The sequence below is a fragment of the Bacillus pfraonensis genome, assembly GCF_050768835.1.
Lineage (GTDB): Bacteria > Bacillota > Bacilli > Bacillales > Bacillaceae_G > Bacillus_A > Bacillus_A pfraonensis.
Genome location: NZ_JAHCDO010000005.1, coordinates 109,368 through 134,316 on the forward strand (window position 1 = coordinate 109,368; position 24,949 = coordinate 134,316).

Genomic DNA, 24,949 nt, shown 5'->3' on the forward strand with positions numbered 1-24,949 from the left:
CTTTAAAGCATATATTGGCTTAAAATTGTCCGAATATTTCACAAGCTGTTATAAAATAGATATATAAGATGCGAGAAAGAGCAAGATTTAACGGGGAGGCTTCCAAATGTATACGGACGAAGGAGGAAATTTACAACTAACGAGTCAAGCTCTTCAGATAATGAATAACGGAATTGCGGTTACAAACAATGATGGAACAATCACATTCAGCAATCCAGCATTTTGCAGCATGTTAAACAAAAAGGAAAAAGAAGTAATAGGTAAGCACATATCAATGATTATCCCTAATCGTAAAAAGCTAGTAGTAAATCAAAATGATGGTTTGCATCAGTACGAGTATAAGATTGGCAACCAAGTGTTCATCGCGAATGAATCTCCTGTATATCAGGATGGAAAAGAAGACGGAACAATTGTCATTCTAGAAAACAAGGAAAAAAGCGTGCAGTCCTTAGAAAGGACCATCAGCCGATATGAAAATGCTTTGAATTTACTGTCGGAGTGTATTATAGGGGTGGATGAGCAAGGAATCATCAATTTTTTTAGTGGTGCTTATGCACAATTTTTAGGAATTGATGATCCGAAGGAAGCGATTGGGAAGCATTGTACGGAGGTTGTTGAGAATACGAGGATGCATATTATCGTGAAAACGGGACAGGTGGAAATTGGGCATATTCAGCGAGTTAATAGTCAGAATGTTATTGCAAATCGCATTCCTGTTATGAAGGAAGGGAGGGTTATTGGTGCGATTGGTAAAATCATGTTTCATGATATCCAGCAGTTTAAAGTTTTGGCGGATCAGATTAGCACAATGGAATCGAAGTTATCATACTATCAAACTGAGTTAAAGCGACTGCAAGAAGGAAGGTTTTCGTTTCAAAGTATTGTAGGAGAGAGTGCGAAAATGGAAGAAGTGAAAGCGATGGCTTTGAAGGTTTCGAAAAGCCGGTCTACGGTTTTGATAAGAGGCGAAAGTGGAACGGGAAAGGAGCTTTTTGCTAATGCAGTTCACCATGCGAGCCCGCGTGCTGATGGTGCGTTTATTCGGTTGAATTGTGCTGCGATTCCGAGGGATCTTTTAGAAGCTGAATTGTTCGGGTATGAAGAGGGTGCTTTTACCGGTGCGAAAAAAGGTGGTAAGCCAGGGAAGATTGAGTTGGCTCATAAGGGAACTTTGTTTTTGGACGAGATCGGAGACATGTCTTTGGACATGCAGGTGAAGTTGCTTCGGGTGCTGCAAGAGAAAGAGATTGAAAGAATCGGTGGCACAAAAACTCACAAGATTGATGTCCGCTTTATTGCGGCGACACATCGGAATCTCCGTGAAATGGTGCAAAGGGGAGAGTTTAGAGAGGATTTATATTATAGGCTACATGTGTTTGGAATTGATATTCCTCCGCTAAGAGAGCGAAAGGAAGATATCGTACATTTAACGGAATTTCTAATTCGGAAATTGAATGAGGAGCTTAGTAGTCGTGTTCTTTCATTGGACGGCAGGGTAAGGGACATTTTTATGGAGCATGATTGGCCGGGGAATATTCGGGAGCTAGAGAATGTGCTGGAGAGAGCGATGAATGTTGTGGAAGGAACGGTTATTCAAGTGCAACATCTTCCTGTTTATTTACGGCAAAAGAATTTGGAAGAAGCGCTAAGTTGTGAGGGATATCAAGAGAAGAACGAGATAAGCTATTCACTGCAGGCGGAAGTGGAATCCGCTGAGAAAAGGGTGATTGCGAGGGCTTTGGAAAAGACAGATGGAAATATAAAAGAGGCAGCGGAGCTTTTGGGGATTCATCGGGCCAGCTTATATCGAAAAATAGAAAGATACGGAATGTGATGAAGGGATGTAAAGGGCAAATAGGCCCTTTTTTTGTTTGGTTCACAGTAATACATGCTGTCTCGTTTTTGCGACGCTTTCTTATATATGCGACATGATCGCTACCATTTGTAGCATATATGCGACATGTGAAGGTGGATATGTAAGGGCGATCGGGGAGCTTGTCCTTGAAGGAGTAAGGAAATGGGCAATGAGTCGATTTTTGGCATAACTCTTGCTATATAAAGTGAAACTTTAATCAGTGGGGGTTTTCTTCATCCCCCACTGATTATTAGTTGAACCAATCGGGCTTTTACGGGCAGTTAATCTCCCGCCTATCTTCCTCGCTTCTTTCTAAATCTTGAGGTGGGAGTCTTACTGCCCGTTAATGCGGGATAAATGAAAAGAATTGTAATAGGAAGGGGATGGAATCTAGTGCTAGAGAATCAGAGTTTGCCACATTTTCTTATGCAAAGTATCGACAAGTCGCCTAATAAGGTGTATTTACAATTTGAAGAACAAAGGGTTACGTATGAGGAGCTTTATCACCGAATTACAAGGGCCGCAGCGGGACTTTGTGAACTTGGTATTCAAAAAGGTGACAAGGTTTGTATTATGCTTCATAACAACCCTGAATATCTGGATGTATGGTTTGCTTTATCTTTTATGGGAGCAATTGCGGTGCCTCTTAATGTGCATTTAAAGGGAGAAGGCTTGCGGTATATTGTATCTCACTCTGATTGTAAGTTAATCATCGTTGATAAGGAATTTGTTCCTCAAATTGCTTCTTGTTTACCATTTATACAAAGGGAAATTTGGATTGTTGTTTACGGTAATAATGAAAGCGCAATCATATCGGATAATGGTGAAGAACGACCGGTAATCGGATTGAAAGATGTATTGCATACAAATCATCACTATCTTCCAAATGAATCTGTTTCTTCCTCTTCTATCAACAGTATCCTGTACACCTCTGGAACGACTGGATTACCGAAAGGGGCCATGTTAAGTCATTCTGCTTATGTCCATTCTGCAAAGTCATTCGCTACCTATATGGTTGGCGCAAATTCGCAAGATATTTTATTTACGGCGCTGCCGCTATTTCATATTAATGCTCAAGCTCATACAGTACTCGGTGCGATTTCTTCCAATGCGACGATTGCGCTTGGAAAGAGGTTTAGTGCTTCACGTTTTTGGGATGAAATTCGCAGTCACGGCGCAACGATTTTCAATTCTTTAGGATCTATGATTCCGATTCTTTGTAAGCAACCGGAAAAAGAAAACGATTATGAAAATCCAGCAAGGGTGACAGCTTGTGCCGCTACGCCTAAGGAATTTTGGAAACCGTTTGAGGAGAGGTTTGGCGTTCGGATTGTAGAAGGTTACGGATTAACGGAAACGACAGGGTTTTGCGTAACGAATCCATTGAACGCGAATAAGCCACCTTCTATCGGAAAACCGTATTCCTACGTAGAGACGAAGGTTGTGAATGAAGGTGGAAACGAAGTGCGGACTGGTGAAATCGGAGAGATTTTTATTCGTGCTTTACAAGGAAAAACGTTCATGGACGGTTACTATAAAATGCCGGATAAAACAGAAGAAGCGATGGAAGGAGGATGGTTCCATACTGGGGACCGCGGTTACCAGGACGAGGAAGGCTACTTATACTTTTGCGATCGAATCAAGCAGTGTATTAGAAGGCGCGGAGAAAATATCTCGTCTTGGGAAATTGAAAAGGTCGTGAATAACCATCCGAAAGTGCTTGAATCCGCTGCGATCGGTGTTCCATCAGAAGTGGGAGAAGAGGATGTCAAATTATATGTGATTGTAAAACAAGGGGAAACGCTGTCCCATGAAGAGATTATTGATTGGTGCCAAGAACGCATGGCTTATTTTATGGTGCCACGATACGTTCAGTTCAGTGAGTCTTTCCCAAAAACCGCAACGGAACGGATTCAGAAGTTTAAGCTGCAGGAAGAAGGAATCGGTACTGCGTGGGATCGCGAGCAGGCCGGATATGTCATTAAAAGAACGAGTTAAAGTACCTCATTACATATTGGAAAGAAGGGATTACATTGGAAAATAAGCGAGTTGTTTCATGGTCTAAAGAAAAGGGAATCGCCACTATTATCATTGATAACCCTCCTGTGAATGTACTGAGCTACGCGGTGATTGAGCAAATGACGGAGGTTGTTGATGAAATTGAGAGAGATGATGAAGTCATTGTTGTGCTTCTAACTGGCGCTGGAGAAAAAGCTTTCGTTGCTGGTGGGGACATTAAGTCATTTCCAGAATGGATTGGAAAAGGAAGTGAATATGCAGAGGGAAAAGCATTGTGGCTCCAGAACCCGTTAAATAAAATAGAAAGCCTGCCGAAGCCTGTCATCGCTGCGATTAATGGATTAGCGCTTGGGGGCGGGTGTGAATTAGCCCTATCATGTGATTTACGGATTATGGAAGACCATGCCAAAATCGGTCTTCCGGAAGTGACGCTAGGTTTGTTTCCAGGTGCGGGAGGAACGCAGCGTTTGCCTCGTTTAATAGGAGTTGCGAGGGCAAAAGAAATGATGTTTACTGGTGAACCGCTTAGTGCTGAAGAAGCCCTGCGAGTTGGTTTGGTGAATCATGTTGTTCCGCGCGGCGAAGCGTTGAATAAAGCAAAAGAACTGGCTGCGAAAATGGCTCGATTTTCTCTTCCTGCTTTATCGTTGATGAAGCAATCTATTAATAAGGGATTATCTTATTCTCTTGAAGAAGGATTGAAAGTAGAAGCTGAAAATTTTGGCCATGTCTTTCAAACGAGTGATGTAAAAGAGGGAGTGGGTGCTTTTATAGAAAAGAGAGTACCGCTTTTTCAGCATAAATAAAAAGAATACGATGTCTACCTTTGGTAGGCATCGTAACAACATATGTAAGCGTAAAACAAATTTGGGAGAATTGAGGGGGGACTACAGTTATGGATTTATTGATTGTGTTGTTATCGCTCGGCTTGCTTATATTTGTGGCTTATCGAGGATTCTCGGTCATTTTATTCGCTCCGTTATGTGCTTTGCTAGCGGTGTTTTTGACTGATCCAGCGCACGTTTTACCGTTCTTTTCTAATGTTTTTATGGCGAAGATGGTCGGATTTATAAAATTATACTTTCCTGTGTTTTTGCTTGGAGCGATATTCGGTAAAGTGGTTGAAATCACTGGAATCGCAGAAAAAATCGCGAAAATCATCATCCGTTTTATAGGTGTGAAAAGAGCGATTCTTTCCATCGTGTTAATGGGGGCGATTCTTACATACAGTGGCGTTAGTTTATTTGTCGCAGTATTTGCGATTTATCCATTTGCGGCGCAATTATTTCGTGAAGCAAATATTCCAAAACGTCTTATTCCAGCAACAATTGCATTTAGTGCATTCACGTTCTCTATGGATTCGCTTCCTGGATCACCTCAAATTCAAAATGTGATTCCAACTACGTTCTTTAAAACAGATATTTATGCAGCACCTACATTAGGAATCATTGGAGCATTATTCATTTTTACATGCGGCATGCTGTATTTGGAAAGGTGTAGGAAGAAGGCGGCGGCTAAAGGAGAAGGTTATTTCGGAAAAGGTGATGTCGCTTCTGAAATGGCTGCGACAACTAGCGCGCAAGCGGCACCAACACCGATTGTTTCAGGTGATGCAATTCCAGCTCGTTACTGGTTGGCTTTTCTACCGCTTGTACTAGTTGGAGTGATGAATAAAGTCTTTACAGAATTTATTCCTGTTTGGTATACAAAGGGATTTGATTTTGCGTCCATCGGTTTGAAGGAGTACGGAACAATTGATATGGCACAAGTTGTAGGTATTTGGTCAGTGGAAATCGCACTTCTTATTGGTATACTAAGTGCTATATTATTAAACTTCCAAGCGGTAAAAGAACATTTTCAATCTATTACAAGCGTGGGTGTAAGTGGTTCAATCTTAGCTGCGATGAATACGGCAGCCGAGTATGGATTCGGTGCTGTTATTGCGGCTTTACCTGGCTTTGTTATGATCCAAAATTATTTGACTGGGACATTTTCCAATCCTTTAATCAACGGAGCGGTTATGACAAATATATTATGTGGGCTAACAGGATCAGGATCGGGCGGAATGAGTATAACATTAGGGTTAATGGCAGACAAATATATTGAAGCAGCAGCGAACTTTGGTATTCCATTAGATGTGCTGCATCGCGTCATTGCAATGGCGGCAGGAGGTATGGATACTCTTCCTCATAACGGGGCAGTTATCACTTTACTTGCAGTGACAGGATTAACGCATCGGGAAGCGTATAAAGAGATTTTTGGTATTACGTTAATTAAGACGGCTGCGGTTTTCTTCGTTGTTGGCGTGTATTTGATGTTTTCTATTGTATAAGCGTAAGCAAGCCATCATTTTATGGAGTGATGGCTTGTTTGTGTGTCTATGTATATGAAAAGGCCTTCTTTTAAGCCATTGCCAATATATCATCATAGGAGGCTTAGTTAAGCTGTAATTTTTAAAGTTGTTCCTTTGTTTAATAAGGAAATGGGTTTAACGCAAAGCATGGTAGGTATCATCGCAAACTTTAGTTAATGACGATATAAAAAACAGAATAGATTTAAAATTGGTCTGTAATTTTTGAAAAAATTCCATCTCCCCTCTTGAACTTCCCCTAACGTCACCCTCTACGATAAAAAAAGGGGGGATTCTATGAAAAATACCACAAAAGAAAAAACAAATATCATCATCATGTTACTATTCTCGGCTATTGTAGGCATTTTCTCACCACTACTTATGTACATTACGCTAGCACGTAAAAATGAAGTATACAAATACCATTGTCGAAAAGCTTTCAATTTTCATTTGCTGATATTTCTTTTATTCAATATTAGCTCACGTATAAGCTCAGTTTTATTCTGGATTGTGTTTGTTTTTGAAGTAATCCAAGTAGGAATCGTCGCATGGAAAGTAATCCGTAATGAGCCGTACCGATACCTCATTCGCATTCCGTTATTTAAAGAAGACAAATACGCTATGGAAGGAGAATAAGTGATGAAAACAGAAGTGGAAACAAAGAAAAAGAGAGTTGTTATTGTGATAATGGCTTTTCTTGCTGCTGTTTATTTGATGATGCGAAATAGAAACAATGATCTGTACGATGGTGATGAGGAATATGATAGTTGTGGAAATTCAACTCGAAACAATTTCAAGTTGTTATTGCTTATAGTAATGTTATTCCAGTTTGGGCTGCGACTGAAGAATTATACAGGTATATCGGCAAATGTTTCTGCAATGATTCAACATGCGATTAGAAAACGAAATATTGAGTTGTAAATAAAATTTGAAAAGTAGGTGAAACCATGTCCTGAACTATTAGCGAATTTGCCAGTATAGCTGATGTAACAGTACGAACGCTTCGGTATTATGACAAAATTAATCTATTAAAGGCAGGCGATTATACAGAAGGTGGACACCGTTTATATGTGAAAGATGATTTGTATATATTGCAATAAATTCAAGCGTTGAAGCACTTTGGATTTTCACTAGGAGAGATTCAAAATATCATTTTCCAAAATGATATTCCTAAGGAGAAATTTATGGAGCGAGTCCATTTTCAACGAGAGTTACTTTTGGCAGAACAAGAACGAATTACGAAGGTACTCAAACATATGGATGAAATGGTAGAAGTAGTAGAGAAGGAAGAAAGAATCGATGTATCTTTATTTTGTTCTTTCTTGCAAACATTCATAATGGAAAAGGAAAATAGAGAGTGGTTAGAAGAGCGAGGAATACAAGATGTTGATGATAAGGAACTAAAATTGAAATTCAATCAGCGGTTTATGAGTTTAATTAAGCAGGTAAAGAGATATAAGGAAGAGAAGAAGGATCCATTGCACGCTGATGTTCAAGCGGTTGTGAAAGAGCTTTATCATATAATAGAAGAAATCATTCAAAGTGCAGGTGTATCACAAGCTACCTTTGTAAATATTGCAACACAAGATGATATTCCACTAGCTGAATTCCCTACCCTGTTAACAAAGGAAGAAGAGCAATATTTAAAGGAAGCGATGAAGGGGATTTAGTGATAAAAAGGTACCCTAATGAATCCATACTCCATTTTGAACTGCCCCCCGAATCGTGGACAATAAAAAAGACCATGATTCGGGGGCAGTTCATTTGGTATAGTGATTTTTTAATCATTAACTTGCATAATTCATGTTTTTTATAAATTATCAAACGTCTTAAATATTTTATCTACAACATTATCTGCTGTAATGTCAGTAAGCGGAATACGTTTACTGGTTATTTTTTTTACTCCCCAATAATGCTGATTACTGGCTTCCTGATCTCTTGCAGTGATATGTAAATAGGATTCATTTTCTTGAATATTCATAATATCATTTCGTCGTAGAGGATAATAAAATCTCCAGTGATTAGCTGGAGAGCAGCCAGATTTCCACTCTTGCAGATTATCATATTCGAATTTAGAAAGTCGTATACAAGGAAGGTCCGTTAACCTTTCTAATTCAGATTCTACATTATACAGTTCAATTTCCAGTACATAAATAGGACCATCTCGCCATTCATTTTCCAACTGAATATCATTTTTATTTTGAAATAACACTATGAAGTCTTGAATAAACCAACCCGAAGGACTACTATCCGATTTGTAACGTAAAAATTTATCTACAACATTTATGTAATTACTTTTCTCTGGTCCGATTATTTTACAATAATCTATTAGTTTTTGAACATTTTCATATGACTGATAAACAACATGGAATGCATTCCGAATATTTTCAGCTGAACTCATGATATAATCCCCCATCAATTATTAATTCCGTATGAAACCTAATTTTAACTTTATTATCAATATCGAAAAGGAAATATTCGTCACCATTTATTGATTTCGGAACTTCAATATTCATATTTGTAAAATCTTCGAATCCTTTTCGTTTGAGCAGTGCAATTATATCATTAATAATAACTTGGTAATATGAGTCTGTTACATGTAAGCTTTTTAGCTGAAACAAAATATCCTGCCATGATATATAACCAAACTCAACATTATTCTCTAAAATATTTCGCTTCAAGATATTTTCATAAATTTCTTTACAAGAATGGCGGTCAGCAATAAATAGAAGAATCTTCTTCTTGTGTTTTCCTTTTTGTGACAAAATTCGAGATTCACGGGCTAACTGGTTGATACTTTTTTTCATTTCTTTTTTATTTGTATCTTCGTTATCTTTATTATTTGAAATATCATCATCTGAAGATAATCCACTTATATACTTCACTTCAATCCCTATGATTGTATTTTGAAATTCAATAAGTGCATCAATTTCACCTTCTTGATTATATGGCCAAAATTGTATTTTATCAGCCCAAAATTCACATTTTATATTTCTAATTTTGTCACCAACGAATTTTGGATACACTCCATTTGCAAGTATTTTCCCCATTGCAATAGAAAAAGGGAGGTATCTTAATACCCCAAACACATTTCCAGTCAAATTATCTTCTAGCCGTTCCGTTAAATTTGAACCAGAACGGCTTATTTTTCCTTTTATTTCAGCTATCATTATAATTCCCCTAACATCGTTATTAAACTTCTCTGAATCATATAGAATTCAATAGATAAACAGTTTTTAAAAATATTTTTCATGGATGAGATCCCAATTAAATACATAGTTATTCTTTAATTGAATCAAAGGATTATATGGATTCACTGTATTATATTCTAGTACGGAACTGGCCTTATAAAAAATCCCTAGTGTTTTCAGAATAGCTATCTTGATTTACATAATGTAGATGATTGCTCTCTACTATAAAGAATTCAAAATTATATTGATTAGAATAAACATATTCTTCTAAATTCATAAGATCATTATAAGAAAACTGAAATTGAAAAGATAATCTTTAACTGTTTCGGACATCTCAATCTATTCAATTTTGTTTCTAAATTCTTTCATCTCAAGAGGGAACGTTTTATTAGTATTGAAAATAGGTTTAGTCACCTATATTTTACTAAATAAACGGAATCAAGAGTGTCTTGTCTATAGAAAATATTTGGTCGTTAGGAGCGCATTGATGAAGGTAAACTTTTTGTTTTGTTATCAGCATATATTTCTTAGTCATTATAAAACAATCAACAGTTCTACCTGGTATATTAAGTGTTTTATAATATTCCATTTTTATTTGTTTAAAGCAAGTGCAAATATTTATTTACCATTAAATCCTCGTGATAAGGATCAAATTAATATTATGTTAGAACATGTGAATTTTGTTGCGGATATCAAATTGTTGATTTAAGTAGCATATGAAGAAAGAGAGTAAGGTTTTAGGTTAGTTCCAAGTAGGTTACTGCATATAGTGGGGATTTATAAAATGAATGAAAGAGGGATGAACTCTATGAAAAAGACGTTAATCGTAGAAGAAATATCCCTGTATTTTAGATGAAAAGGTGTTTTCTTTAAACATGGATATTAAGAAAGAAGACAAGGATCTTTTATGCGAATGGACGAAGGAGATTTGTGAGTATCGTCTTCATGTGTATTTTGAAAGAAAAAACATGATATCAAAATGAACTGTTTCCTGAATTGGAAATGTTTATTGGAGGAACAGTATGATTAAGAAAATTTGCTATATACTATTTTAGTGCTAGGAGCATTAATGGGAAGATGAATATTTTTAATCATGTATGAAAGATAGAGTTCAAGAAAAAATAAATTTGTGCAAGTAATTAAAAATTTAAAGGTTTCTAGTCTGAGACATTAATACAAATGAATAGCATATTTCCATCCCCCCCAGTAATCATTACTGGGGTTTCCTATAATAAAACAACCCCTCCCAAGCCCCTTACAACCCCATCCCCACCCCCTCTCAATAAATAAATCACTACAAAGAAACAAAAACAAAACAAAAAAACTACTACAAGCATTCCTTCGAAGTAAAAGTAGTCGTAGTCATTTTTTTTAAAATATAAAATAAACCCGCCAAAATTCCTTCTTCATTCCTATATACATGATGGAACCATCAATTACATATGTTTCATTAAGGGAATGGGAGGCATAAACATGGCAGTATACCGTAATGTACAGGTGAATTTTTGGCAGGATGATTTTGTTTTGGATTTGACGCCGGAGGAGCGGTATTTTTATATTTATTTGCTGACTTGTTCGAAGACGACGCAGTGCGGGATTTATCCGCTTCCGAAGCGTTTGGCGGAGATGGAGACTGGCTATAATCGGGAGACTGTTGAGAAGCTATTGCAGCGCTTTGTTGAGTATGGAAAGATATTATATGATGCGGAGACGAAGGAGTTATGCATCCTAAATTGGCTGCGTTATAACCCGATTACGCATACGAATGTGGAGAAATGTGTATTGCGTGAGCTGAAGACTGTGAAAAGTAAAGAGTTTGTCCAAATGTTTCTTCGGAAGTGTTTGGAGGACGAGATGAGTATTCCGCTACTTTTAGAGCAATTCGGTTCGCCTTATGATGTGTCTGATATTGTTACAGAGGAACTGATTAATCAGTATGGGGCAGAGGAACAATGTGAGGAAGAGGAGGAAGAAACGGGAAACGGTGTATTTCTGTTTTATGAACAGAATTTCGGTAGTTTGTCGCCTTATGTGGCGGAAGAATTAAGTGAGTGGGTGACAGATTTATCGGAGGAGCTAGTTTTAAAAGCACTTCAGATTGCTGTTGAAAATAATAAGCGGACGATTGGTTATGTGAAGGGAATCTTGCGGGAGTGGCATAGAAAAGGCTATATGAAGCTTAGTGAAGTGGAACAAGCAGAAATGAAGTTTCGGAAGAAGGAGCCGCCTGGTATGCAAGAGACGGAGAAGTTTTTGGCGGAGTGTGAAGAGTGGGAGAAGAATACTCCGTCTGAAGAAGAGTTGCAGAAGTTCTTGCAGGAGCATGGGTGGCGGCCATGAGCATTCAAAATATCGAGGCGGAACAGACAGTATTAGGTTCTTTATTGCTTGAGGGAGAACTGATTCAGGAATGTCGTCTCACTGAGCACCATTTTTCTACGGCGGTGCATCAAACGGTATTTCGGTTGATGCGAGAAATAGAGGAAAGTGGACAAAAGGTTGATCTTGTTATGCTCGTTTCTAAGATGAATCCCGACTTTTTGAAGCAAATTGGTGGGATGGAGTATTTTGTAAATATAATTGAAAGCGTTCCTACTACAGCTAACTTCTCATATTATGAGGGGCTTGTTCGGAGTGCGTGGAAAATGAATCAGGCGGGGAGTGCAGCACATAACATGTGTGAACGGCTTCTTGCGGAGAAAGATGAGAAAATAATCGGTGAGACGATTACAGTGCTTTCTAGGCTAGAGGAAGAGGATTGTACGTTAGATTTTGATTTGAAAGATATGTTAGTCGGCCTTTATGAAGAGCTCTATCAAGATACAGAGGAACTAACGGGCATTGAGACAGGTTTTTCAGCACTAAATAAAATGACGTGTGGCTTGCAGGAAGGTGACTTCGTTGTGATTGGGGCACGCCCTTCGATTGGAAAAACGGCGTTTGCCTTAAATATTGCGCTTCATGCGGCGAAATCGGATGCGGCAGTTGGATTGTTTTCTCTAGAGATGAGCAATAAGCAATTGCTGAAACGAATGCTTTCTTGTTTGGGCGGTGTATCAGGAGAACGGCTGAAAAATCCGAAGCATCGTTTTACGATAGACGATTGGGGGAGAATGAGCCGGGTCTTTGCAGAGATTGGGGATCTGCCCATGGAAATCTATGATAAGGCCGGCGTTACAACGCAAGAGATTTGGATGCAAGTGCGCAAGTTAAAACGAAAGTATGAGGATAAAAAGCTGCTTGTGATGATTGATTATTTGCAGCTTATTACAGGTGATTCAAATTATAGAGGAAACAGGTTTCAAGAAATGAGTGAAATTTCCCGTAAACTGAAGTTAATGGCACGTGATTTAAATGTGTGCGTTGTAGCGCTATCGCAACTCTCCCGCGGAGTGGATTCACGTCAAGATAAGCGTCCGTTTTTATCTGACTTAAGAGAGACAGGGCAGATTGAGCAGGATGCGGATTTGATTATGCTTATGTACCGAGAAGATTATTATGATAAAGAGACGGAGCATAAAGATATTACAGAAATTCAAGTTGCGAAGCATCGGAACGGACCGATTGGGACGATGAAACTGAGATTTTTGAAGGAGTTTGGGAAGTTTGTGGAGAGGGAAGGCTAGACTTGTTTTTGAGGTTTTTAACAGTACCCGGAAAGAAGTCCACTTCCTCAAGCACGTGCAGGACATAGTCTGGTGGTAGGGAGGGATGAATGTTAGTCGTGCACAGCGCGAAATTCTCGTCTCCTTTTTCTGTAAATTCATGTATACTAGTGGTAGAAAAAGAACATACATTCGTACGTTTGTTTTTATGAATTTGAAACACAAGTAATGAAAAAGAGGAAGGTGATGACAATGTTGCTAAGCCAAAAATATGAAATATTTCTAACAAAAGGACAGAAAGAAATGTTAGAACGGTGGCTGGAGAAACCGTAAAATGATTGATTTCTATGTACAACTATGCCGTGTTATTTTTAAAAGGTATAAGGGTCTAGTTAAATATATTAGTTAACGTTTAATGAGATTAATATGATTTTACATGCGCCATTCATGGGGGCGGGAATTTATAGTCACAATATTGATAATAAACCGTTCAAAGTCAAGAAGGTAACCATGATTCTAGTAAGTAGTGCAATATCAGCAGCAAATATTTTATCGAATGCCATGGAAATCCTATACTATAAATTAGTAATAGAATAATAGTAATAGAAATAACTAAAAGTATAGTTCCGGAGATACGCCATAAGCTTCTTTTATGAATCTTTCCTGATTTGGCCTTTACTAATTGATAAATAAAGGTTCTGGTGCAAGATTACCATTAAATTCTCTTATATCATTGTTATGATAGAAGGGGTATGTTAATGTATTGAAGGGGGTGGTTTTATGAAGTTTGGTAAAAAAGGATTATTGATTGCAGCAAGTTTAAGTCTTTTTGCTTTATCTGCGTGTGGAAAATCTGCAAAAGAAACAGTCGTTTCTTCAACAGAAAGCATTTTAAATGCAAAACAAATGGAATCAAGCGGTTCAGTTTCTTTTAAATTCGATTCTAATGCGAAAGATATGAAACCAGAAGATAAAGCGGCAATGGATATGTTAAAAAACGTATCAATTACAGTTGATTCAAAAACAGATAAAGATGCAAAAAAAGATGAAATAACAATTGGTGCAAATATTAAAACAGATGGAATGAAAATGGATATATCGATTCCAATGTTTATGGATGAAGGGAAAAAGGCTTTATATGTAAAAGCGAATAATGTAAAATCACTATTACAATTAGCTGGTATTCCTGGTGATAGTTTTTCTACGCTAGAAGGAAAAGTTATCAAAATGGATATGAAAGATTTAGGAGAAGTAGATACAAAAGAATCTATGGAAATCCAAGAGAAAGTACAGAAAGCGTTATTAGATGCAATCAAAGCGCTTCCTGAAGACAAATTTACAGAAGAAAAAGATACATATACTGTGAAATTAACAGGTAAAGATTTAAAAACAGTGATTGAAAAGGTATTTGATGAAATGTCTAAAATGGAAAACTTCACTGGAACAAAACAAGAAATTGCAGACTTTAAGAAAGAATTAAAAAATGCAAATTTTGGTAAATCTTCTGTTTCTTTAATTTATACAATGGATGGAAACACAATTAAAAAGCAGGATGCAGCAGTTCATATCGAAGTGAAAAATCCTAAAGATGAAAATGAAACAATTAAATTTGATATGAATATTCATTCTAATATCAAATCTATCGATAAACCAATCAAATTCACATTCGATACTTCTGAAAAGAACATTGTTCCAATGGATGAGTTGCAAAAAATGATTGGTGAATTTATGAATCAATCCATGATGAATGGTGGAATGGATGGCGGGGAAGTAACTCCTCAACCAGCTCCAACAGAACCTGCAGCATAAAAAAGAGCATTTAAGGGACATAGCCACATCGATATAAGATAAGAAATATAATATTTCATTTTATCACACAAAAATGCGAACGGATTCAATGATGAAGTTTGTTTAAATATTATTGCTGTTCTCAGATAGGTAATTTGTGATATGTTGCGTTTTTTTATGTAGGGAACAAAAACCACTATGCTGTAGCATAGTGGTTTTGTTTTGTTTGAAATATATGTAGCCAAGTAAACAAAAAATTGCTAGATAGGGTATTTTTGCCTATCCTCCGAAAAGGGGGGAGACAAAATATACCCATATTTCTATAACAAATTTGCTATTTTTCTTATAAAGGTATATTCGTCAACGAACATATTATTCTATTTTTCCTGCCTGGCGTAGATGTTCTTCCAGAAGTTCATATAAACTTGGATCACCACATGTACGTGTTGGGTCATTGTTTATACGTGTGAATGTACCACCAACATTCATGTGAATGTTGCCGCTTAATTCATTGAACCATACGTTTAAGGGGACAGGGATTGTTTTCTTTTTCGCTTCTGTTCCTTCCTCCCATTCTGCGATGAATTTTGTGTATGTGTTTTGCATAAGTTGTGGTGTTAAATGTCCGTAAATGTAGTAGTTGTCTTTAATAAAGATATTTTTCTTTTTGCTTCCATTTTTAGCTGTGAAATATGGAAACTTGGAAGTACGGATACCGACAAGTTCAACCGTTTCGATTGTTCGTTGTAAGTCTTTCTCTGTGAAAAACTTCCAGAAGTTACGGAAGATTTGAGCGTGTGATTTTTCCTCCCATTTTATTGTTGCTCCATCTATCGTCATTTCAAAGATTTGCATGTTCATTTTTCATATCTCCTTTATTTAATAGATTGATAGCGGTTACTTATAGGCCGAGTAATTGCTGTTCGATTTGCTGGGCAGTTGTCATATCGTACAGTTTCATTGGTGCTAAAAGGCTAAATGCATGTTGCTTTTCTATTTCGTTTGCTGCAAGTTTTACATCTTGAAATAAGTTCAAATTCATATACATCTCTAGCGTCTTCATTGCTAGAAATTGACTTTTATGCTCCTTGTTATAAAGAAGTTCCTGCAGTGCGTGGATTGCGCTGGCTAAGATTTCTTGTCTCATGTGATTGACTCCTTTTCTATTTTTATATGTAAAAGGGCTTGAGGTCATTATGCAATTTAATCTACTTATATAAATGAATTTATATAATGTATTGGTAAGTGGACATATTGAACTTTTATAGCCCGATTATGTAGTTCTTCGCTAGAGTTAGCAATGTTTATTTGAAATGCTTCTCAAGCATTTTCACTCTTTCTTGTTGCCGTTCTTTCACCTTCTCAGCCTTTATTTCTTCAACTGGATTAGTAGGGAACATGCTAGTCCAAATTGTAAACCATAACAAGAACAACATGCCAAGTACTGATATACATAGCAAAATCATTTGCACACGTTGTGAAGCTATGATGTCTTTTATACGTTTCATTTTATTTCTCGCTTCCGTTTGGCTTGAAATATCATCTCATCTCGGAGATTAATAGCGAGCATATCATGTATTAGTTCTGGTGTTTCTACCATCACATAGACTTGATACTTAGGATTATAGCGGTTTCTCATCGTATGGTGTAAATCATGTCCCATTCTAATCAGTTCCATAGCTAACGATTTCTTATATAGGTTTTTTAATTTTGGCTTTTCCATGTGTAATTCCCCTTTCGTTTTTTGAAGTTGCTGTTTTATCCAATTGATAAAAATGTATAATATAATTTTTATCCTGTCAACGGTAATAATAAAATAAAGATTTTATCCAATTGATTATTTTTTATCCAATCACAAACGATATGTTTTAAAACTAAAATTGATTTTTTCTCCAGTTAATGATAGCATTTGGTTAAACAATGAAATAAAAAATGTATTTCTGGAGAGATTGAAGTGAAAAATGTTTTAGATTATGTTCTGAATTCCAAGAAATTGATGACCGTGAAAGAATTGCGGGAAAAGTTGGACGCATCACAGTCTACTATTTATGCAATGGCGAGGGGGGAAAAGCCAATCCCAGAAAGAATTCAGGAGCGTTTATCCGAAATCTTTAGTATTAGAAAAGAAATGTGGGGAAAAGATTTAATTCCGCCAGCTTTTTATGAATTTATTCTCGAAGATACAGCAAATTTGAATGTACTTGAAAGGGAAATTGTTGCATATGCCCAAAGTGCTTCTAAGCCGAAAAATTATAGCCATCTTGTAGGGGCTCAACCGGCAGGGGATGCAATTACTGAAAAGAACTTCCGGAAAACGATGCGAAAGAGAGTACCTGATAGTATCATTCTGTCTTTTATCAAATCGGATTTGAAAAGAGATTATTTACAAAGAGAAAGCGCTGGCAAAGGGTTTTATGTATGGGGCGTAAGAGCGAGAGTGTATAATCAATGGGTAAAACTGTCTCCGAAAGACGTTATCATGTTTTCAAAAAAGGGGAAATTTTTTCGATGGGGCACAGTTGCGTTGACATTGCATAGCCCTGAGTTATCTCGGACAATTTGGCCGGAGTATGAGGACGAGGATGAACTGTTTGAGTATATGTACTTGCTTAAGGATTTGCATGAAATTGATATAGATGTAAAGGATTATAATAAGCTACTAGGATATTCGTTAAATAATCGTGTGCAAGGTTTCCAAGTTCTTGATATGGAGAAAAGTAGAAAAATCATACAGGCTTATGATTTTAATTCAGAACCTAATGGAAAATCAGTTAAAGAAGAAAATGTAGATAGTAGTGAAAACGAACAAAATTATACAGAGCAAGAAAATGTAAGAGCACATTTATTTGGAAATAGACCAACGGGTGAATGTTGCATGTGTGGAAAACATTTTCCTGTAAAAGGATTAACACCAACTTATATAAAGAAACTTTCCGAATGTGATGCTGAAGAGAAGCAGGATAAAAACGTTGTTGTACCGATGTGCAAGGCGTGTGATGTATGGTTTGAAGAAGGGTATATCACTGTGAATTCTTCGGGACATAAGGATTGCATACAGGATATGAACTTTGAAAAGGTTGTCACAACAGATTTATTAAATGAACTTACGAAAATAAACGGTCAAAAATGTTTTTATTGGAATCAGGAAAATAAGAAGTACTTTGAATGGCACTATCATTATCATAGAATGACAAATTAAACGATATAATAAACTATAACTAACTAGTAAAGAAAATATATTATAAAAAATATTTAGTAGTAAAAAAGGTTCCGTAACGAATGGCCTATCCATTTGTTAGGGGGCCTTTTTTAGTTTTGAGAATGTTGTATGGGAGGTTTGAAGAGAGGGGATATTTTCTTCAGATAGTGTAAGGAATAGACGGGGTACGCAATAGATCATTCACTTTAAGTGGAACTTATATTTATCCCGCATTAACGGGCAGTAATACTCCCACCTCAAAATTCGGCGGGAGCAAAAAAGTTAGGTGGGAGATAAACTGCCCGTAAAAGCCCGATTGGTTCAACTAATAATCAGTGGGGGATGAAGAAAATCCCCACTGATTAAAGTTTCACTTTATATACAAACGAAATAAGATGTAAGGTAGTTCCTACTATTCTTGCACCATAACAATAAAAAAGAGCATTTAAAATGCTCTTTTTTATTTAGGCAAGTGAATGTATATTTTACTCTTTACTTATTTCTGCCTCCCTATCACAACACCACTCACCATATACAAAGCTGAAGCAATATAAAAAATGGTACCAATCGTTAAAAAGTCGACTAGATACCCTGTTAAGATGACGGCTACTGCACCACCAATGGAAGTCCATACATGGTATTTTCCTATTTCATAGCCTGCTTCTTCGCTTTCTACTTTTCGGGCCAGCGATGTCTTTTCTGTGTTTCGTTGCACGGCACCTAAGCAACCCATAATAATTTGTAGAATGTAAACGTGCCAAACTTCTGTAGCAATGGGAAAACAGAGCATTAATACCGCCATAGACCAAGCGTATACAATTAATAATTTTTGATCTCCAAATTTGTCTGAAATCTTCCCAACTAATGGGTATACTAAAGCTGAAGTTAATGCAAATAAACCATATGCCCAGCCGAATTGAGAGAAACTATCTCCAACATTTCGAAGCAGTAGTATGTAAAAGGGGAATACCATACTGCCGGCCATCATGATGATGCTTTGTGAAGTTACAAATCTTTTATAGGTCATTCACGGTACTCCTTATAAAATAAATTTACAAAACGTTCTTGCAGATCGATTTCTTTCTTCTTTTGAAGGAATTCTTCTATACGAGGATATGCCTGCTTAAGTTGCTGCTTCGTTGGATAAGAATAATACGGTAAATAATAACTGCCATTGTGCTTTAAAGTAACATCTATCATCTTTCCTAACACTGCTTTCGTTTTCTTTATTTCACTCTCAGAACGTCCTTGATTAATAAGGAGCACAAGTGCAAACATATCATCTTTTGCATAGGATAAAACAGCATTCTCATTTTTTTCTACATAACGGATTGTAATGTTAAGAAGGTTTAATTCTTCTTTGTTTAATACATTTCGCAAATCATCTATATACGCTGTAAAGTGATTGATAGGTACGAAATATTCTTGTAAAACCTCTGTGCGATTTGGATTTTCGTATTCCATAAAAGTACTATCTGATCGCATCACATTATTTCGCGTTTCATATGTTCCATTTATGCGCTCAATGTAATTCCTTTGTATATCCCAAAATATATTTTTTCCCCAATCACTATACCTTGATAATCCAAGGAAAAGTTTTGGTGCAGCAATAATATTTTCTTCTTTTAATTCGCTGTACTCTTTCCGTTTATTTTGGTTCTCTGCTAAAACATAATTTGTCACATACATTTCTTTTAAAAATGAGGTTGGAGCTACGGAAATACGTGCTAGATGCATTCGAACATTCTCGTCCTTTTTTACCTTTTCTTTAAAATATGATGTATATTCCTTGTAATCTAGCGTTCTCGTTTTCATTTCATATAGTTCGTCTTCGATTAACTTAAGTGTCACATCTAAGATCACGCCGAATAATCCATAACCGCCAATCGCATAAGGAAACAAATCGGCATGTTCTTCTCTGCTTACATTCTGAACCGTACCATCTGCCGTTAACAATCGAAAGGATTCTACCGTATCAATAAGTGCTTCATGACGAATATCGCGTCCATGTACATTTACACTTAATGAACCGCCAACTGTAAAAATATTTTGAGACTGCATCACTTGAACAGCCAGACCATATGGATTTACTTTCCTTTGGATATCATCCCATGTCACACCGCTTTACACGCGAATTCTCTTTTTCTCTGGATCAAACTCTACTATTTGGTGATATCTTTTCATATCAAGCACCGTACCATTTGGATAATAAGTCTGGCCGCCTTGGCTATGCTGCATTCCCGCAATTGAAATTTTCTCACCTGAAGCATTCGCATCTTTCACTAGCGTCTGTAAGGCCTGCTCATCCTCCGCATTTTCAACCCGTGTAATTTTTGTAGGAAGTAATCTGCCCACATCACTTATAACGGGATTGGTTATTCACTTTGTATATGTATATATAGATGTTATGCATAATAATCCGTATACAGTAATACCTATTATTATTGTTCGTTTTTTCAATATACACGCTCCTTTATTTATTATTATATAAGGAATTATAATGTATAAATGAAATTTTTAAATCAAACAATATAGATCAGCTTCTTCTAGCTCTCTAACGCGCAGAATCTTCTTCTATTGGTTTGAGCTGGATTTGAATAATATCATTGGGTGTTAGTCCAAGTGATAGCATTTCCTTTTTAAATGTTTGCCCAGGTTTAACTTTAACAGATATGATACGGTTATCTCTTAATGTATAAAATCGCATGTAATGTGACTTCTGTTCTTTCTCTTGACTCATTCGTGTTTCCTCCAATGGATATACCTTGTGTAATCATTCATATACTAAACCTACAGTATCTATCTTAATATTTTCTTAAATTATGTAATGTTTGTTGATAATTCAAAGGTGAACCTGTAAGGAAAAGAAATACACCTTTTGCTTGCAAAAAACATCTATCTGCACGAAAATAAAAGAGGTAAGAGTTGTAAAAAATGTTATAAAATCCAATCAGTATCTTTTAGTGAAGTTTCCCCTATCAATAAAGTTTAAAACATCCTTGTTCAAAGGAGTTTTTTTATACTTTTCTTGCTTAGGGGAGGTCATATCAGTTCTTGAGGAATGTATGGTAGTCTTTTTACCTTTTAATCTTGTTTTATGAAAGTATTAATATATGAAGACAACAATAGAGTATTCATATATAACGAACCGAAGAGAGGAAACTAAATATGAGGATGAGTACGATGAAAAAAATGGTTGGTTTAATCTTCTTAGGTATAGCATTCGTTATTTTTGTTTTTTACTATCAGAATCATTCTAACTCAGGGCGAAAAGAGAAGATATACGTTGAGGATTTTAAAGGGAAAAATGATTCTGATAAAATTCAATCAGCGATCAATAAAGCAAAGGATAATAAAATAAAAACTGTTTTGCTTGATGACAGAAAGTACAAGATTACTTCCCCTATCGTTGTAAAGCAAGGTGTTAAGTTATTATTCGGGTATGGAACGCAGTTCATTGTTGATGGTAACTTCAGAGTGATTGAAATAGAGAAGAATGCTTCAATTGAAGGGGCCTATATTGCCATTGATGATGCGAATTTTAACTCGGAAGTAATCTATTTAGATGGTAAACACAAATATTATAACACTTGGAACAAAACATATATAAAGGATATAAATATTATCAATTGGTCTGAAACGAACAAGGGAACAGGTATATCGTTATACGCTGGTGGAAGAGAACATGAGATTTCTTTTGTTAATTTTGAAAACGTTAAGGTAGTAGGAATGAAGAATGGAGTAAAGTTAAAAGTAGATAGACCGAATTCTGGAGATGCTTGGATAAATGCGAACCGGTTTTTGAATTTCTCTTTAGAGGATTGTGTAAACATGATTTACATGGATAGTCATTCAACGATACCGAATGAGGCGAGTGGGAATCAATTTACTAATTTACAGATACAACCTTCAAGTAAAACAAAAAGTGTTTTGAAGGTGAGCGGACAACACAATGAGTTTCATGGGATGGTGTGGGATTTGAACCAGATCAAGCATGAGAATGCTATTATTGAGCTTACGGATAAGAGTATGGATACGACTATTGATCTTTCTTCTGTGCCTACGAGCAGAACCTCTGATAGGGGACAAGCAAATAAAGTGAAACAGTAATTGTAATGTTCTCTCAATTGGACATTGCGAGCCCCCTATGAGGCAATTATGACGTATAAGTTGAATGGGGCATGATGATATAAAGTGGAGCGTTTTCGAATCCTCTAAGTGGCAGAAGGTGAATCTTAGTTTGTTGTATTCTTATAGTTTAGACGTGTTAATTTGCCCTTGATCATTTATACTCAATTTCCATTTTGTTCCGTTCGGGGAGGTCAACGTCACGGCATTCCCTTTTTGAAATTCTAAATCTCCATATAATGTGCCGCCAGTAGTTGGAAACCATGAGGAGCCATGCTGTAAAGATGATTTTGCGAATATTCGATTTATACGAAATCTCTTGTGATCTTGTGTATATCCGCTTAGTGTTAGTTTAACTTTATACAACGTAGTTGCTCTTACGTCTGAAATTACGGTGTTTCCAACATTAAACTGGAGATCTTTAGCAACCTCCCATGGTCCGTTTAGGCTCCGCTGATATTCGATTAAAATACGACTTGGACTTTCATTCCATCCAAAATAGATACCAATACAATTCAGCATTTTAATAGGCTGCTTGAAAAAATCTAACTCGATTACAATTGGTTGAGTGCTAGGAACATCTAGGTAATTCACACTTTGTTCATCGAGTAGGTTAAAACAATTATTAATATGTCCCCCATAAGGGGCTTTTCCAGAAAGTTGGCGTATTGTATAGCGGGTATTTGCGTTTACTAAGATATCATCTTGATTTCCAACTAGATGTGCTTTTCCTAATGCAAGGGGAGGGTATATAGGAAGAGATTCTTCATGTGGTGAGGTAAAATGGTTGTATAGGCCACGATCAAGAATAGATGTGGAGGCTTGATTTGAGAATAGATAGTTATGATGAGAAGTGGAAGAAAATTCGATAACGAGAGGAGGAGTATCCATACGAAAGACGTCCCATATTACTCCATCAAACATATTATAGGCACCGGAGCATCGGATTACTTTCTTTGTTTGTTTCCGGCATTGTACTTGGATTCCGGTAAAGGTGTTCCCAGAAATTTCGTAAGGTAATTCACCATTTCCTACAATCTCGATACCGTACTGACAACCATCTATGAAAATAGAATGGAAGGAGTTTGCATTAATCCAGCAAGGATTGTTTATATCCTCGAGCTTTTCTGTTTTTAAATAGATAGCCGTATGAAAGTTTGTGATTTGGATTGAGTGTGCCTTAACGAAACTTATGAAATCCCATGCTTTTGTGCAAGAGAAATGAATTGCGATACCTTGGTAAGTGGTTGTACGGTTTATGATATTCAAATTTGATATAGAAGTGTGATTATGAATTTCTATTTGCTGGGCACCGGAAAGAAAAAGAACGGATGAGTTAAAGCTATTATCCACGATTTCAATTGAACCACCAGAGATTGAAGAGTTTTTTTGAAGCTCGAACACTTGGAAATTCCCTTTGACGATTAATGTTACAGTGGGATCCATTTCAAGGTGTACATTCGATTTCATAACAATAGGAGAGGATATGGTGTATTGTTTCTTCCCGGTGATAACAACTTTGGAATAATTGTTGGTCACGCAATAATCAATGGCTTCTTGAATAGCTTGGGAATTATTTGGTAAATCTGGACTGGCACCAAAACAATCAATATGAACAATACTTTGATTTTGGCAGTCTTCAGCAAAGTTAAGAGGTTCTGTCAATTTATAACACTCCTTATATAGTGGAATATTATATAATATGCATGTTTTAGAAAATGCATATCAATATTAAAAAAACAAACGATGATTTCGTTTGTTTTTTTAATATTGATATGTTTCGAGTGTAGAATGAATCATGTTTGAGAGGGAAAAGGATGTTTCTACTTTTTCTCTTGCCGCTTTTCCTAAACTCTTTCTTAAGTCTTGATTGTTATGAAGTAACTGAATTTTTTTGGCGAATTCTTTTTCAGAGTGATGGGAAATGAGAATGCCGGTTTCCTCATCTATAATCGCCTCTTTGATACCACCAACATCTACAGAAATAATAGGGGTTCCAGAAGCCATTGCTTCAAGGACTACCATCGGAAATACTTCTCTTAGGGACGTTAGAAGCAACATGTCCATACTGCAAATAAATTCATAAGGATTAGATGTATTCCCTAAAAGCTTCACCTTATGATTTAACTTGAAATCACGAATCATTCTTTCGATAAAGTCTCGTTCAGGTCCATCTCCAGCAATATAAAACATTACGTTCCCTATATCTTTTAACTCATTTGCAATTTTTAAAAAAAGTTCGTGGTTTTTCTCTTTTGATAATCGGGCTAAAATTCCAATATTGAGGGTTTCTTTAGGTTGTATTTGTTGAAAAGAAAAGTGTTTTATATCAACACCATTGTAAATCGTTCGAATAAGGTCTTTTCTTATACCAAATTGCAGTAATCTCTCCTTCTCGAAGTTACTCACTGCGATAATTCGATTCACATGTTGATTTAACACTTTTTTAAATAGCGCAGGGAACTTTTTTTCGAGTATTGTAACATTATGTTTTGTATAAACTAGCTTCATTTTTCTTCCCGTGATTTTTTTTATTACGATGGAATACAGTAACATTCTAAGACTATTTGCATGGATCACATTAATGTCCAATTTCATCACTTGTTTACGTAATGTATAGAGGTTAGCAGGGTGATTGTTAAGATGTAAAGGAATAAAATGATGTTTATTATGGATTTGATTATACAACTCACCTGTGGCAGCTGCTGAATAAAACGTCATGTTTTCATCTTTGAGATGGTTTTCTAATTTGCAAAAATACATCTCAGCGCCACCTGTTATGAGTTTGTCGGTTAATAGTAGAATATTGCTCAT

The 24,949-nt window shown here is 36.4% G+C and carries 21 protein-coding genes and 3 pseudogenes; 13 read left to right on the top strand and 11 right to left on the bottom strand.

The genetic code is table 11. The features are described 5' to 3' along the window. Positions 1-106: 106 nt before the first annotated feature. From KFD70_RS06835 to KFD70_RS06865, 7 genes and pseudogenes are all read left to right on the top strand, one after another. Positions 107-1,834 carry a sigma 54-interacting transcriptional regulator gene (locus tag KFD70_RS06835; RefSeq protein WP_336450789.1) on the top strand — a complete coding sequence of 576 codons (1,728 nt, stop codon included), beginning with the start codon at positions 107-109 and terminating at the stop codon, positions 1,832-1,834. Between the two features lie 414 nt (positions 1,835-2,248). Further along, positions 2,249-3,853: an ATP-dependent acyl-CoA ligase gene (locus tag KFD70_RS06840; RefSeq protein ID WP_336450790.1), complete on the top strand. Its 1,605-nt coding sequence runs from the start codon at positions 2,249-2,251 to the stop codon at positions 3,851-3,853. Positions 3,854-3,888: 35 nt separating this feature from the next. Continuing rightward, positions 3,889-4,680 (top strand): enoyl-CoA hydratase, encoded by a 792-nt coding sequence (locus tag KFD70_RS06845; RefSeq protein WP_336450791.1) that lies wholly within the window; start codon positions 3,889-3,891, stop codon positions 4,678-4,680. 89 nt (positions 4,681-4,769) lie between these two features. Further along, on the top strand, positions 4,770-6,206 hold the full coding sequence (locus KFD70_RS06850; RefSeq protein ID WP_431613050.1) for a GntP family permease: 1,437 nt from the start codon (positions 4,770-4,772) through the stop codon (positions 6,204-6,206). Between the two features lie 315 nt (positions 6,207-6,521). Further along, the gene (locus tag KFD70_RS06855) at positions 6,522-6,860 is read left to right on the top strand and encodes a magnetosome magnetite crystal formation protein family (protein WP_431613051.1); all 339 of its coding nucleotides are present in this window, start codon (positions 6,522-6,524) and stop codon (positions 6,858-6,860) included. A gap of 3 nt (positions 6,861-6,863) precedes the next feature. After that, complete coding sequence (locus tag KFD70_RS06860; protein WP_336450794.1) at positions 6,864-7,145, top strand: hypothetical protein; 282 nt, start codon at positions 6,864-6,866, stop codon at positions 7,143-7,145. Positions 7,146-7,183: 38 nt separating this feature from the next. After that, positions 7,184-7,894: pseudogene (locus KFD70_RS06865) on the top strand (MerR family transcriptional regulator). A 140-nt stretch (positions 7,895-8,034) separates the two neighbouring features. Here KFD70_RS06865 and KFD70_RS06870 read toward each other — a convergent pair. Beyond that, the gene (locus KFD70_RS06870) at positions 8,035-8,625 is read right to left on the bottom strand and encodes a hypothetical protein (protein WP_336450795.1); all 591 of its coding nucleotides are present in this window, start codon (positions 8,623-8,625) and stop codon (positions 8,035-8,037) included. Next, positions 8,612-9,394, bottom strand: coding sequence for an NERD domain-containing protein (locus KFD70_RS06875; RefSeq protein WP_336450796.1), 783 nt, complete (start codon positions 9,392-9,394; stop codon positions 8,612-8,614). The genes KFD70_RS06870 and KFD70_RS06875 overlap by 14 nt, the downstream gene beginning before the upstream one ends. A 1,494-nt stretch (positions 9,395-10,888) precedes the next feature. Between KFD70_RS06875 and KFD70_RS06880 the strand changes: the two genes are divergently transcribed. The 4 genes and pseudogenes from KFD70_RS06880 to KFD70_RS06895 all read left to right on the top strand — a co-directional run bounded on the left by KFD70_RS06880 (position 10,889) and on the right by KFD70_RS06895 (position 14,829). Then, positions 10,889-11,755, top strand: a complete 867-nt coding sequence (locus KFD70_RS06880) for a DnaD domain-containing protein (protein WP_431613052.1) — start codon at positions 10,889-10,891, stop codon at positions 11,753-11,755. Further along, entirely contained in the window at positions 11,752-13,041 is a 1,290-nt protein-coding gene (gene dnaB / locus KFD70_RS06885; RefSeq protein ID WP_431613053.1) for a replicative DNA helicase, read from the top strand. The genes KFD70_RS06880 and dnaB overlap by 4 nt, the downstream gene beginning before the upstream one ends. 292 nt (positions 13,042-13,333) lie before the next feature. Next, a pseudogene (locus KFD70_RS06890) lies at positions 13,334-13,506 on the top strand (family 1 glycosylhydrolase); the annotation flags it as partial. A gap of 294 nt (positions 13,507-13,800) precedes the next feature. Next, the gene (locus KFD70_RS06895) at positions 13,801-14,829 is read left to right on the top strand and encodes a hypothetical protein (RefSeq protein WP_336450799.1); all 1,029 of its coding nucleotides are present in this window, start codon (positions 13,801-13,803) and stop codon (positions 14,827-14,829) included. 351 nt (positions 14,830-15,180) lie between these two features. Here the strand turns inward: KFD70_RS06895 and KFD70_RS06900 are convergent, their stop codons facing one another. The 4 genes from KFD70_RS06900 to KFD70_RS06915 all read right to left on the bottom strand — a co-directional run bounded on the left by KFD70_RS06900 (position 15,181) and on the right by KFD70_RS06915 (position 16,531). Continuing rightward, positions 15,181-15,669: a hypothetical protein gene (locus tag KFD70_RS06900; RefSeq protein WP_336450800.1), complete on the bottom strand. Its 489-nt coding sequence runs from the start codon at positions 15,667-15,669 to the stop codon at positions 15,181-15,183. Positions 15,670-15,709: 40 nt separating this feature from the next. Next, positions 15,710-15,955, bottom strand: coding sequence for a hypothetical protein (locus tag KFD70_RS06905; RefSeq protein ID WP_336450801.1), 246 nt, complete (start codon positions 15,953-15,955; stop codon positions 15,710-15,712). A gap of 157 nt (positions 15,956-16,112) precedes the next feature. After that, complete coding sequence (locus KFD70_RS06910) at positions 16,113-16,316, bottom strand: hypothetical protein (protein ID WP_336450802.1); 204 nt, start codon at positions 16,314-16,316, stop codon at positions 16,113-16,115. Then, entirely contained in the window at positions 16,313-16,531 is a 219-nt protein-coding gene (locus tag KFD70_RS06915; protein ID WP_336450803.1) for a hypothetical protein, read from the bottom strand. Before KFD70_RS06915 ends, KFD70_RS06910 begins: the two co-directional genes overlap by 4 nt. Before the next feature lie 231 nt (positions 16,532-16,762). On the opposite strand from KFD70_RS06915, the gene KFD70_RS06920 reads away from it, so the two are divergent. Beyond that, positions 16,763-18,007 carry a hypothetical protein gene (locus KFD70_RS06920; RefSeq protein WP_336450804.1) on the top strand — a complete coding sequence of 415 codons (1,245 nt, stop codon included), beginning with the start codon at positions 16,763-16,765 and terminating at the stop codon, positions 18,005-18,007. A gap of 496 nt (positions 18,008-18,503) precedes the next feature. Here the strand turns inward: KFD70_RS06920 and KFD70_RS06925 are convergent, their stop codons facing one another. The 3 genes and pseudogenes from KFD70_RS06925 to KFD70_RS06935 all read right to left on the bottom strand — a co-directional run bounded on the left by KFD70_RS06925 (position 18,504) and on the right by KFD70_RS06935 (position 20,747). Then, positions 18,504-19,034: an MFS transporter gene (locus KFD70_RS06925; RefSeq protein ID WP_336450805.1), complete on the bottom strand. Its 531-nt coding sequence runs from the start codon at positions 19,032-19,034 to the stop codon at positions 18,504-18,506. Then, positions 19,031-20,386, bottom strand: a pseudogene (locus KFD70_RS06930) (FAD-binding oxidoreductase). The gene KFD70_RS06925 and the pseudogene KFD70_RS06930 overlap by 4 nt, the downstream one beginning before the upstream one ends. Positions 20,387-20,561: 175 nt before the next feature. After that, positions 20,562-20,747: a hypothetical protein gene (locus KFD70_RS06935; RefSeq protein ID WP_336450806.1), complete on the bottom strand. Its 186-nt coding sequence runs from the start codon at positions 20,745-20,747 to the stop codon at positions 20,562-20,564. Positions 20,748-21,190: 443 nt separating this feature from the next. Between KFD70_RS06935 and KFD70_RS06940 the strand changes: the two genes are divergently transcribed. Beyond that, positions 21,191-22,117, top strand: a complete 927-nt coding sequence (locus KFD70_RS06940) for a hypothetical protein (RefSeq protein WP_420792327.1) — start codon at positions 21,191-21,193, stop codon at positions 22,115-22,117. A 141-nt stretch (positions 22,118-22,258) separates the two neighbouring features. Here KFD70_RS06940 and KFD70_RS06945 read toward each other — a convergent pair whose 3' ends face one another. Together KFD70_RS06945 and KFD70_RS06950 are read right to left on the bottom strand one after the other, a co-directional pair. Continuing rightward, on the bottom strand, positions 22,259-23,800 hold the full coding sequence (locus tag KFD70_RS06945) for a hypothetical protein (protein ID WP_336450808.1): 1,542 nt from the start codon (positions 23,798-23,800) through the stop codon (positions 22,259-22,261). 99 nt (positions 23,801-23,899) lie between these two features. Then, positions 23,900-24,949, bottom strand: a complete 1,050-nt coding sequence (locus KFD70_RS06950; RefSeq protein ID WP_336450809.1) for a glycosyltransferase family 4 protein — start codon at positions 24,947-24,949, stop codon at positions 23,900-23,902.

Excerpts from the sequence above, each read along its gene's own strand:
- KFD70_RS06835 (WP_336450789.1), top strand. The coding sequence starts at position 107 with ATGTATACGGACGAAGGAGGAAATTTACAACTAACGAGTCAAGCTCTT.
- KFD70_RS06850 (WP_431613050.1), top strand. The coding sequence starts at position 4,770 with ATGGATTTATTGATTGTGTTGTTATCGCTCGGCTTGCTTATATTTGTG.
- KFD70_RS06855 (WP_431613051.1), top strand. The coding sequence starts at position 6,522 with ATGAAAAATACCACAAAAGAAAAAACAAATATCATCATCATGTTACTA.
- KFD70_RS06860 (WP_336450794.1), top strand. The coding sequence starts at position 6,864 with ATGAAAACAGAAGTGGAAACAAAGAAAAAGAGAGTTGTTATTGTGATA.
- KFD70_RS06870 (WP_336450795.1), bottom strand. The coding sequence starts at position 8,625 with ATGAGTTCAGCTGAAAATATTCGGAATGCATTCCATGTTGTTTATCAG.
- KFD70_RS06875 (WP_336450796.1), bottom strand. The coding sequence starts at position 9,394 with ATGATAGCTGAAATAAAAGGAAAAATAAGCCGTTCTGGTTCAAATTTA.
- KFD70_RS06880 (WP_431613052.1), top strand. The coding sequence starts at position 10,889 with ATGGCAGTATACCGTAATGTACAGGTGAATTTTTGGCAGGATGATTTT.
- dnaB (WP_431613053.1), top strand. The coding sequence starts at position 11,752 with ATGAGCATTCAAAATATCGAGGCGGAACAGACAGTATTAGGTTCTTTA.
- KFD70_RS06895 (WP_336450799.1), top strand. The coding sequence starts at position 13,801 with ATGAAGTTTGGTAAAAAAGGATTATTGATTGCAGCAAGTTTAAGTCTT.
- KFD70_RS06900 (WP_336450800.1), bottom strand. The coding sequence starts at position 15,669 with ATGAACATGCAAATCTTTGAAATGACGATAGATGGAGCAACAATAAAA.
- KFD70_RS06905 (WP_336450801.1), bottom strand. The coding sequence starts at position 15,955 with ATGAGACAAGAAATCTTAGCCAGCGCAATCCACGCACTGCAGGAACTT.
- KFD70_RS06910 (WP_336450802.1), bottom strand. The coding sequence starts at position 16,316 with ATGAAACGTATAAAAGACATCATAGCTTCACAACGTGTGCAAATGATT.
- KFD70_RS06915 (WP_336450803.1), bottom strand. The coding sequence starts at position 16,531 with ATGGAAAAGCCAAAATTAAAAAACCTATATAAGAAATCGTTAGCTATG.
- KFD70_RS06925 (WP_336450805.1), bottom strand. The coding sequence starts at position 19,034 with ATGACCTATAAAAGATTTGTAACTTCACAAAGCATCATCATGATGGCC.
- KFD70_RS06935 (WP_336450806.1), bottom strand. The coding sequence starts at position 20,747 with ATGAGTCAAGAGAAAGAACAGAAGTCACATTACATGCGATTTTATACA.
- KFD70_RS06940 (WP_420792327.1), top strand. The coding sequence starts at position 21,191 with ATGAAAAAAATGGTTGGTTTAATCTTCTTAGGTATAGCATTCGTTATT.
- KFD70_RS06950 (WP_336450809.1), bottom strand. The coding sequence starts at position 24,949 with ATGAGCAATATTCTACTATTAACCGACAAACTCATAACAGGTGGCGCT.